The organism is Streptomyces turgidiscabies Car8, from assembly GCF_000331005.1.
Lineage (GTDB): Bacteria > Actinomycetota > Actinomycetes > Streptomycetales > Streptomycetaceae > Streptomyces > Streptomyces turgidiscabies.
Genome location: NZ_AEJB01000208.1, coordinates 131,556 through 143,578, shown reverse-complemented (window position 1 = coordinate 143,578; position 12,023 = coordinate 131,556). Strand labels below are relative to the sequence as shown.

2 protein-coding genes are annotated in these 12,023 nt (G+C 66.1%); both read left to right on the top strand.

Annotated elements, in window-relative coordinates; genetic code table 11:
* The first annotated feature begins 896 nt into the window (after positions 1-896).
* On the top strand, positions 897-4,538 hold the full coding sequence (locus STRTUCAR8_RS13610) for a LamG-like jellyroll fold domain-containing protein (protein ID WP_044472134.1): 3,642 nt from the start codon (positions 897-899) through the stop codon (positions 4,536-4,538).
* A 153-nt stretch (positions 4,539-4,691) separates the two neighbouring features.
* Positions 4,692-11,249, top strand: coding sequence for an RHS repeat-associated core domain-containing protein (locus tag STRTUCAR8_RS13605; RefSeq protein WP_078507187.1), 6,558 nt, complete (start codon positions 4,692-4,694; stop codon positions 11,247-11,249).
* The last annotated feature ends 774 nt before the right edge of the window (positions 11,250-12,023 follow it).

Below are 12,023 nucleotides of genomic sequence, written 5' to 3'. Positions count from 1 at the left end.
AAAGACTGACAAGGGCCGGGAAGGACTGAGGTGCCAAACCGCGTCTGACCTGGGAAAACGGCCAAGATGAGCATGGACCGACAAGGGTCGCCATGATCCTCAAAGGACTCATAATCCGTCGGCCGTGGGTTCGAGTCCCACCCGCCCCACCTGCGCAGGCTTCTGACCTGCGGAAACGTTCGTTTTTGGGTGTCGGATCGTCAACTATCGCTCAACGGACTAAATCCGCTGCTCGCGACTTCGCGAGTCGGTGTGGCCTCCTTCTGCTGTTGCTCCCCTGACCTGCATGGATGCACGCCAACGCACCCCGGGCGAACCCGGTTCTGACCGGCTTCGCTGCGACAGTGCGATGGGTTGAGGCCATCTTGAGGCCGCCGGTATCGCGAAAACGTCCGGGAGGGTGTGACCTGTGACCAGCCGTCCGTGTGGGTCTCCGGGTTCGAAGCGGCGATCATCTGGACCTGTGGTCTCGGAAGGAGCGCGTGTGGCGATGGCGGGTAGGTGCGAAGGAACTGCCCCAAGAGGAAACGGCCCCTGGAGTTGTCTCCCGCTCCGTCGCGCGACGCCCCACCAACGGCCCTGGTGCAGGGTCGGCGCCCAAGTGCCCCCGTCACCGTTGAGCATCGCTGCGGAGAACGAGGGCCCCGCCCCGGTGAGTGGTGGTCTGGGGGATCGAGCTGATGTCCAACCCCTGTCGTTGAAGTGAACGATGATCGATTTTGCCCGGATGTGGCTGAATGATCGTGTGGTCTTGGTGATTCCCTGGGACTTCGCTGGAAGCTTCCCTGCCACGCTTCTCGATCATCAAGTGGTCGTGATCGGGCTGGTCAAAAACTCAGGGGTGGGTCGTGGGGGAGTCCGGGGGCAGACGTGTGCGTTCGTCGCGTACGGCATGGATGGCTGCAATCGTTCTGCTGATTCAGTCCATCGCGGCGACCGCCATGTATCCGGCAGCCGCTGACGTTCAGGACGACGGGTCCACCGTTACAACGCCGCTTTCCCCGGAGCAGGCCGCCTCGCAGAAGGCGGCGGCGGAGGGTTCCCCGGTCGAGGTCGTCGACGACCGTACGGAGTACGCGACGACGTATGCCGATCCGGACGGCACCTCGTTCACGCTGGACCAGTCGACTGTGCCGGTACGGGTGCGGCAGGGAGAAGGATCGTGGGTGTCGCCTGATCCGACACTCGAAGTCCGTACGGACGGGACGGTCGGTCCGAAGGCAGCCGTGGTGTCTCTGGCTTTCTCGGACGGAGGCGACGGCTCGGGGCTCGTGGACATCACCAGGGGCGGCAAGTCGTTGCGGTTGGGGTGGCCGGGGCAGTTGCCGAAGCCGACGCTGGACGGAGCGAGCGCGGTCTACGGGGATGTACTTCCCGGCGTGGACCTGCGGATGACGGCGACAACCGAGGGCTTCCGCGAACTGCTGGTTGTGAACACCCCGGAGGCGGCCGGCGACCCGGCGCTGAAAAAGATCGCATTCTCGCTTCAGTCGGACGGGTTGACGGTCGCGCCGACGAGCGGCGGTGGGATGACCGCCGTGGACGACAATGCGCACCCGGTCTTCACGGCTCCACCCGCGCTGATGTGGGACTCCCAGGGCGACGGAACCACCGCGGGTACAACTGCCCAGTTGGAGCGGACGGCTGATGTCGCGCAGGCGGCCGACCCGTCCCCCTCAGCGACCACTGACCCCTCCGCCGGGGCGTCGGCGGACGGTACAACGGGTCCGGGTGACGGCGACGCGTCCGCGGTGCTGCCTGTCCAGGTCGGCACGGATTCGCTGGCGGTGGTACCGGATGCGGGGATGCTGGCGAACAGCGACAGCAGCGCCTACCCCCTCTACATCGACCCCAGCGTCGGCCTGGACCAGACCGCCCACACGTATCTGCGCTCCGACAGCGTCTCCGATTTCAACTGGGGCAACGGCAGTAACAACGAGGGCAAGGGCGTGGGCCACTGCTCCTCGTACGACGGCTACTACTGCGGTCCCGGGTACACGGAGCGGCTGTACTTCCAGTTCTCGCCGAGCGGTCTGGCGGGCAAGAAGGTGCTGTCCGCGACGTTCAGAGCCACCGAGAGTTGGTCGTTCACCTGCGATGCGCGCTGGGTCGACCTGGAGCGCACCAGCAACATCTCGTCGTCCACCACCTGGTCCTCGCGTCCCTCGAACCTGGGGACGATGGCAAGCCGCGACGTCTCGGCCGGCCGCAGCTCCGCCTGCGATCCCTCACAGCCACCGGCTCCGATGGAGTTCAGCGGTTTCAGCCTGACGTCCGCGGTCGGGGATCTCGCGGCGGGGAAGTTCTCCCGGCTGACGCTGTTGCTGAAGGCCAGGGATGAGACGGACACCAGTGCCTGGAAGCGGTTCCGGAACGACGCGGTGTTGTCGGTGACCTATGTCGGGCTGCCTGCGGCACCGACCAAGGCGGGCATCGTCGAGGGCAGCGGGATCAGCTGTGAGACGGATTCCACCGACCCGGACGTCATCGCGGATCCCACGCCGAGCCTGAGTGCGACGGTGTGGACGGCGACAGGCGGCGGCAGCGGGGCGAGTCTGCGGGCGCACTTCTACGTCCAGCAGAGGAGCAGCGACGGCACCTGGTCGGTGGTGACAACCGAGCCGGTACGGCCCACCAGCGGTTACGTCGGCAACGGCGTCGTCCTCACTTACCCCTCGCCGATCACGTTGTCCCAAGTGCCCCTGTACCGGCTTGCGGTGTTCAGCCGCTCGTACTACGACAGCGGCGACAGCTTTCTGGAGTCGCACAGCACGGTGACCACCAAGGGTTGGTGCTACTTCAAGGTGGACACCACCGCCCCGAAGGCACCCACGGTGACGGTCGGGAGCCCGTACTCCGAATGCACGGCCAACGCCTGTGCCGCAGCCGGAGGGCCGGGCGTGGCAGGCCAGTTCGCCTTCTCCCCGGCCTCCGGGGACACCAACACCGCCTACGAGTACAAACTGGCGACCGCGACCGCCTGGTCCCAGCCGATCTCCGGAAACACCGTCACCAAAGGACTCACACCTCAGCTGGCGGGCACCCAGCAGCTTCAGGTGCGGGCGGAGGACAGCGCCGGGCGCTGGGGCGCGAAAACGATCGTGAAGTTCAACGTCGCCGAGGGGAAGACGGCCATCGGCCGCTGGCACTTCGACGACGCGGCACCGGGCTCCGGTGCCACCACGGCCGCGGACACGGCGACGGAGGGCGCCCGCCACTCGGCCACGCTCTACACGACCGGCGCCGGCTGGTCGTCCCTCGCACGCAGGGGTGACGGTGACCGGTCGCTGTGGCTCAACGACACCTCCGACACGACTCGTCAGTCCGGGTACGCGGCCACGGCCGCTCCCGTGATCAACACCCAGTCGTCGTTCACGGTGTCGGCCTGGGCGTATCTCACGGACAGCTCCGACTACCGCGCGGTGCTGTCGGAGACGGGCAGCGACGGCTCCGGGTTCGCGCTGTACTACTCGCCGGGCATCCAACGCTGGGTGTTCCTGTGGAGCTGGTACGAGAACGGCGTACGCAAGTACCTGGGCGCGAACGCCGACGTGGCCGGTGTGCCGCTGAAGGTCTGGACGCATCTGACCGGTGTGTACGACTCCGTACATCACACCATCTCCCTCTACGTCAACGGACGTCTGCAGGGATCACCGGTGGCACTGCCCCTCACCTCGGACGCCACGACGAGCGACGGCACCCTGCAATTCGGCCGGGCCAGTTTCACGCCGGGCAGTTACGTCGACTACTGGCGGGGCCGGGTCGACGAAATGGCCGTCTGGCAGCGGGCCCTGACGGACGACGAGATCGCCACCGAGGACGGTCTGCTCGACTCCAGCGGCGCGGCGAGCGTAGAACTGATGGGCGCCTGGAACCCGGACGGTGCGAGCGGCACCACGCTCGCGGACTCCACATCCGGATACGGCCGCACACTCACGCTGTCCGGCGGGGCCTCGCTCGACGGCGAGGGCATCGTCCTGGACGGCAATGACGGCAGAGCCAGTGCCCCCGGTCCCGTACTGGACGACACGGCCTCGTTCACCGCCACCACCCTGGTCGACGTGGACAGCGATGCCCTGCTGAGCAAGCCCGTCGGCTACACGGCCCAAGTCGTCGGCCAGCGCAGCGCGGACGGCTCCGCCTGGGGCTTCTGGTACCAGCTGACCGGGACCGACCTCGACCCGGACACCGACACGACCGTCCCGGTCGGCAAGTGGTACTTCGGTCGGCTGAACACCGACGGCGGTTTCACCGGCGTGGTCTCCGACGAAGCCGCGGAACTGGGCAGCCCGGTACGGATGACCGGCACGTACGACGCCCCTTCCGGCACGGTCCACTTCTACCTCGGCCCCGACGAGAACGACGCCGACGTCACCCATCCCTACACGGCTGTGACTGGGTCCGGCGACTTCGCGGCCGGTGAGGGATACGTCGGCGGGGCGTGGGGCCACTACCTGCCCGGAAAGATCACCGACATCAGGCTGTGGGCCGGTGCCATGGCCGACCAACAGCAGATCATCGACACCGTCAGCGACTGAGCCCCGGGCGGACGTCTGATAGGGCGACAGGCAGTCCGCGCTACCGGATTTCGCGCCCAATCCCCTTTGCTTCTTCACCTTTTGGCGTCTCCGGGCGGTCCCGGGACGTGTACGCGGCAGAGTCCCACAGCGTGATCGCATGGAGGTCCAGTCATGAGTTCCGGTATGAAAGCCCACTGGATCCGCAGTGCCCTGACCCGTGGTGTGCTCCTGCCCAGGCGGGCACCGGTTGTGGAGCGGGACGTACGTCGTCGGCGGGCACCGGTCGTCGCGGTGGTGTGCATGGCCCTGGCCGCCTCCGCGGGGCTGGCAGTGCCGGCTGCTCATGCCGCTGGTGGCGGCCTGGGCAAGCCGGCCGTACCCAAGCAGCGAGTCGACAAGGTACAGACGAACACGGGCCCTGGCGCGAAGAAGGCCCGAGCGCAGGTCGCGAGAACCAAGGCCGCCAACGCGGCCCAGGCCGAACGAGCACGTGCCCAGCAACACAGCGCCTGGCCCACCGCCGCCACGGCGACCGGGCAGATACCCGGGCAAGGCGCGGCGAAGCTGACGGCGGGAGGATTGCCGGTCACGGTCACACCCGCCCCGGGGACCAACCCCATCGCAGGCCAGGTGCAGGTGCGGGTTCTCGGACAGCAGCAGGCCCGGGCAGCGGGCATCAGGGGTGTGCTGCTGACGGCATCCGCCACGGAGCCCGGCTCCGCCCAAGTGAGCGTTGATTACTCGGCGTTCGCCTCCGCCTACGGCGGCGACTGGTCGGGCCGCCTGCGCCTGGTCCAGCTGCCGGCTTGCGTCCTGACCACTCCGCAGAAGACCTCATGCCGGACAGAGACGCTGCTCGTCTCGCACAACAACTTCGGCGAACAGACGCTCACGGCCAAGGTCGGCCTGGGGGAAGCCGACCGCGATGCCGATACGGAGCGCGCCTCACGCTCGGCGCCGCGCACCTCCCTGATGGCCGCCGACACGGCCGCCTCGGCCACGGTGCTGGCCGCCACTGCCGCAGCCGGAAAGTCGGCGTCCGGCGCCGGCGACTACGCGGCCAGCAAGCTCTCGGCCTCCTCCAGTTGGGAGGCCGGACGTTCCTCGGGCGCGTTCACCTGGTCCTACCCCTTGGCCACCCCGCCGGCTGCCGCCGGCCCGTCGCCCGACCTGTCGCTGTCGTACGACTCCGGAAGTGTGGACGGCAGGACCGCGTCGACGAACAACCAGGGAAGCGTTGTCGGCGAGGGCTTTGACGACGTGGCGTCCTCCTACGTCGAGCGGTCCTACGCCTCCTGTGACGACGACGGCCAGGACGGCAAGTACGACCAGTGCTGGAAGTACGACAACGCCTCCCTGGTGCTGAACGGCAAGTCCACCGAGTTGGTCAAGGACGACACCACCGGTGTCTGGCACCTGAAGGACGACGACGCGTCCACCGTCACCCACTCCACCGGTGCCGACAACGGTGACAACGACGGCGAATACTGGACGGTCATCACCGGCGACGGCACCAAGTACGTCTTCGGTCTCGACAAACTGCCCGGTGCCGACACCCAACGCACCAACTCCGTATGGACGGAACCGGTGTTCGGCGACGACTCCGGCGAACCCGGCTACGACCAGGGATCCACCTTCGCCGGCCGTTCCCTGACCCAGGCGTGGCGCTGGAACCTGGACTACGTGGTGGACCTGCACGGCAACGCGATGTCGTACTGGTACACCGCCGAGACCAACTACTACGCCAAGAACGGCGCCTCCACCGGCACCGCCCAGTACACGAGGGGCGGCTACCTCACCAAGATCCTTTACGGTCAGAACAAGGACACCCTGTTCACCGGCACCGCCTCGGACGAGGTCACCTTCGGCTACGACGAGCGGTGCACCGCGTCCGACTGCTCCTCGCTGACCTCCTCCACCTCCTCCAACTGGCCGGACGTTCCGTTCGACTCCATCTGCGCCTCCGGTGCGGACTGCAACGCCAGTGGCCCGGATTTCTTCACCCGTAAGCGCCTGACCAGCGTCGACACCTACGCCTGGTCGGCCACCTCCAGCACCTATACGGCCGTCGACTCCTGGGCGCTGACCCAGCAGTTCCTGGACCCCGGCGACATAGGCAACAGCACAGACCAGAGCCTCGTTCTCAAGAGCGTCCAGCACGCCGGCAAGAACGGCACCGCCATCTCCCTGGATCCGGTGACGTTCACCTACCAGATGCGAGAAAACCGGGTCGACTCCTCCACCGACAACATCCTGCCGCTGAACCGGCCCCGCATCGCGAGCGTCACCTCCGAGACCGGCGCGATCACCAGCGTGACGCTGTCGGACCCGGAGTGCGTACGAAGCTCGAACATGCCGTCGTCCGAGGATAACGACACGAAGAGCTGTTACCCGGTCTACTGGCACATCAACGGCGCCACGGAAGCGTCCCTCGACTGGTTCAACAAGTACCGGGTCCTGGACGTCATCACCTCCGACCCCACAGGTCTCGGCGAGACGACGGAGAACCACTACAGCTACTCCGGCCCGGCCTGGCACCACGACAACGACCCGCTGACCCCGGCCAACGAACGCACCTGGTCCGACTGGCGCGGCTACCGCACCGTCACGGCCCTCAAGGGCGCATCCACCGAAACCCAGTCCAAGACCGTATCCGTGTACCTGCAAGGCATGGACGGCGACAAGCAGAAGGACGGCACGACCCGCTCGGTCTCCGTCCCAGGCGTCGGCTTCGCCGGCCTGAGCGTGCCCGATCAGACCGACAGCGACCGCTTCTCCGGCTTCACCCGTGAGCAGATCACCTACAACGGTTCCACTCCGGTCACGGTCACGGTCAACGACCCGTGGTCCAGCCGCACCGCGAGTCAGCAGAAGTCGTACGCCAATATCGAGGCCTACTTCATCCGCACCTACAAGACGCAGACCTCGACTTACCTGTCGACCGCCGCTGCCTGGCGCACCCGCAGCATCACCAACAGCTTCGACAGCTACGGCATGCCGACCAGCGTGTACGACGCCGGTGACACGGCTGTCACCGGTGACGAGACCTGCGCTCGCACCTGGTACGCCCGCAATGCCACCCTGGGCATCAACTCCCTGGTATCGCGTACCCGTGCCGTGGGCCGGGCCTGCTCGACCGCCGAGACCGACCTGAGCCTGCCGACCTCGGCCGGCACCCGCCAAGACGTGCTGTCCGACACGGCCACCGTCTACGACGACACCACCGCCACCGCCTGGACCGCCACGCAGACCCCCACCCTGGGCGACGCCAGCTGGACCGGCCGCGCCTCCGCCTACCCGGCCACGGCCACCAGCGGCGAGCGGTACCCCACTTCCTGGCTGACCGTCGCGAAGACCACCTACGACACTCTGGGCCGGCCCCTGACCGTGACCGACGCGGCCGGAAACGTGACTAGTTCCCTCTACACCCCGACCACCACCGGGCCCCTGACCAAGGTCACGATCACCGACCCCAAGAGCCAGAAGAGCTACACCTACCTCGACTACGCCCGCGGCACGACCGTCAAGTCCTATGACGTCAACACCAAGCTGACCGAATCCACGTACGACGCGCTGGGGAGGGCGACGGCCGTCTGGCTGCCCAACCGCTCCCGCTCCGGCGGATACGGCGCCAACTACACCTATGCCTACTCGGTCAGCAACAAGACCCCGTCCTGGTCGTCCACCTCGACGATCCGTGGTGAAGGGGTCTACAACACCACCTACACGATCTACGACTCGCTGCTGCGGCCGCTGCAGACCCAGTCCCCGACCGCGAACGGCGGACGGCTGCTGACCGACACCCGCTACGACAGCCGCGGCCTGGCCTACGAAACGTACGCCGACGTCTTCGACTCCACCGCCACTCCCTCCGGCACCTACGCCCGGGCCGAATACGGCGGCGCACCGAAACAGACCGACACCGTCTTCGACGGCGCCGAACGTCCGACCACCAGCACCCTGTACGTCTACGGCGTCAAAAAATGGTCCACCGCCACCGGCTACACCGGTGACTCCACCGCCACCAGCGCCGTGACCGGCGGATCCGCGGTCCGCACCATCACCGACGTGTTCGGTCGCACCACCGAACGCCGCGAGTACTCCGGCACAGACCCCGCCGACACCGCCTACGGCGCGGGCGTCGGCAGCGCCTACACCTCGACGAAGTACACCTACACCCGCGACAGCAAGCCGGACACCATCACTGGGACCGACGGGGCCCAGTGGTCCTACACCTACGACCTGTTCGCCCGCCAGACCACGGCGACAGACCCGGACGAGGGGAAGACCACCACCTCGTACACCGACCTGGACCAGATCGCCGCCACGACCGACTCCCGCAACACCACCCTGCTCTACGGGTACGACGTACTCGGCCGCACGACGGACGAGTGGCAGACCTCCAAGACCGACGCCGACAAACTCGCCCACTGGGCCTACGACAATCTGGTCAAGGGGCAGTTGGACTCCGCCACCGGCTACGTCGGCGGAGTGGCCGGCACGGCATACACCAGGAAGGTCACCGCCTACGACAGCCTCTACCGGCCGACCACCACCCAGCTCGTCCTGCCGTCCACCGATGCCCTAGTCACGTCGGGTGCCGTCGCGGCCACGCTGACGTCCTCGACGTACTACAACCTCGACGGCACCCAGCAGTACGTCTCCGAACCCGCAGCCGGGGGCATGGCCGCGGAAACCGTCGACACCGGCTACGACGCCGTCGGCTTGCCCACCACCGTCAGCGGCGCCAGCGACTACCTCCTGGGGGCCGGCTACTCGGCCATCGGGCAGACCGACCAGCTCACCCTTGGCACCTCCTCGGCCGACGGCACCAAAAAGGCCTACATCACCAACACCTGGGAGGAAGGCACCGACCGGCTCAAGCAGTCGGCCGTCACGGACCAGACCCACAACTACGAACTGCAGGAGCTGAACTACAGCTACGACGACGCGGGCAACGTCACTTCCATCACCGATCCCACTACCCTCGGCGGCGCAGGCAAGGCCGACGACCAGTGCTTCACCTATGACGGCCACCAACGCCTGACCCAGGCCTGGACCCCGTCCACCGCCGACTGCTCGGCGTCGGGCCGCAGTACCGCGAACCTCGGCGGCGCCGCCCCCTACTGGACCTCGTACACGTACACCGACAGTGGCCTGCGCACCACCGACACCACCCACACGTCAGCAGGTGACACCGCCAGGACCTACTGCTACAGCGCGACCCGGCCTCACGCACTGACCGTCACCACCACGGCCTCCTCGTGCACGGGAGTCACCGCCGCCTACTCCTACGACACGACCGGCAACACGACCGGCCGACCCAACGGCACTGATACGCAGACCCTCACCTGGAATCCCGAGGGCCAGCTAGACACCCTCACGGAGAAGACAGGCTCCGGCATCGCCAAGGGCACCACCAGCCATGTCTATGACGCGGATGGTGGCCTCCTGATCCGCCGCAACGTCGGCGGAGAGACCGTCCTCTACCTGGACGGCGGCACCGAGATCCACCTCGACACCTCGACATCGACCCCCAAGTACTGGGCTCAGCGGTATTACACCGTCGGCGGTTCACCCATAGCTCTGCGCAGCAACAAGTCAGGCACTTCGACACTCACCTGGCTCGCGACTGACCAGCACGGAACCAGCAGTCTCGCCATCGATGCCGCGACGCAGGCCGTCACCAAGCGGTACACCACTGCGTTCGGTGGCCCGCGTGCCGGTGGCACCGGCACCTGGCCCGACGACAAGGCATTCCTCGGTGCCTCCGCAGACTCCGGTACCGGCCTCACCCACCTCGGCGCCCGCGAATATGATCCGTCCACCGGGCGGTTCATCAGCGTCGATCCACTCCTCAACCTGGCCGAGCAGCAGTCCCTCAACGGCTACACCTACAGCAACAACAACCCCGCCACCCTCGCCGATCCGGCCGGTACCGATCCGTGCGGCGGCCTCAAGTGCGGCCACGAAGGGGACAAGTGCAGCGACGCCGCCATCTACTGCTATGCCGCGAAAGCGGACGGCACAGCTGACACCACCGGCGCGGTCCCCTCCGGAGGCGGTACGGCCAGCACGACCAGCACCGGTACCGTCAAGAAGCTGAACAGTCCGAAGCTGCCAACTGCATCCCTCTCTACGGTCGGAGCAGCCGCAGCTGGGGCCTCGCTCTACCGAGAGGCGATGAAGGCAGTCGCGGCCTATCTTGGGAAAAACTCGTGGGCGTACAGCAGATTTACACTTGTTCTCTCACGCGTCTACGTGGATACCGTGGATGGGATAGTGCCGCGTATCATCGGATTCGTCAGCAAGGGAGGCATTGACCAGAAACTTCTGGATATTCTGACGGAGATGGAGGTTACGGTCTATAGGGCCGAATCCGACTCGGGGAAGGGGCACGCTGAAGACTCGGCGCGTGACTTCAAGAATGACACCGTCAGGCAGGTGGAGGACCTCGGTGGCGAGATAACGGAGGTCGACAATGCTTATGTGACTAACCGGGTCTGCTCGGAACACTGTGGGAGAAGTCTTACCGAGTTCATCGGAAAGCCCGGTGTTGAGGTCACTGAGGGAAGCCATGGGTATCTTGAGGGAAGGGTCGTTAACGAGGGAACACTCGAGGAGTTCAGGGACGTCTATGGCGCAGGTCGGGCCATAGATGTTATGACAAAGGCGATGGAAGCAGGATTCATTTCCGAGGGGGTTGGGATGGAAGACGAAGAGAAGTGAAGGAAATGTGCGGACTTGGCATCGAAAGAGGAGGGTTGGATCGTGAATGCTGTTACTGACGACGAGATCATTGCTGCCGTGCGTGCGCAACTTGCCTCAAAGGAGCCGACTGCGCCTGCGTCGCAAGATGCAGTGGACGACGCGGAACGCGTAATCGGGCACCCCCTGCCCTCTCTGCTGCGGCGTCTGTACTTGGAGGTAGCCAATGGCGGGTTCGGCCCACGATCGGGTGTATTGGGAGTGTCTGGGGGGAAGTGGCGTGGAGACTGGGCAGATATCGTGGACGTCTATCAGGCATTCTCCGCCGCTCCTGATAGCGAAGTTCCGGAAGGATTGGTTTGGCTGTTCGACTGGGGAGATGCCATCTGGTCTCTCGTCGATTGTCGCGATTCAGCAGGGCTAATGTTTGGTTGGGACCCCAACGATGGTCTCGAGGGTGCTCTTTTTCCGACTGGGCAGAATCTTGCCGGATGGTTGTCTGATGCACTCGCAGGCAGAGAGAAAGTTCCCACGAGATAGAAGTTCGGTGTGCTCCGTGTGTGAAGGGGAACCGCGATGATGGTGTCACCGGTTGCAGCAGGTTTTTATCTTTGGGGAAGTTGAAGGCACGTAGATGGGTTGGCATCTCGGGCTGGTACCTATCGCTGATCGCGGCGTTCAGGGCCGGTATCCGGTGGATTCCGCCGCGCCGGCACCAGTCCAGCCAGCCTCGCTGAAGTGTCGGCCTTCGCCACCGATGAGCCCCTGCAGCCCGGTCCGCTGTGGTAAACCTTC

Coding starts and splice junctions, on each gene's coding strand:
- STRTUCAR8_RS13610 (WP_044472134.1), top strand. CDS start 897: ATGGCTGCAATCGTTCTGCTGATTCAGTCCATCGCGGCGACCGCCATG.
- STRTUCAR8_RS13605 (WP_078507187.1), top strand. CDS start 4,692: ATGAGTTCCGGTATGAAAGCCCACTGGATCCGCAGTGCCCTGACCCGT.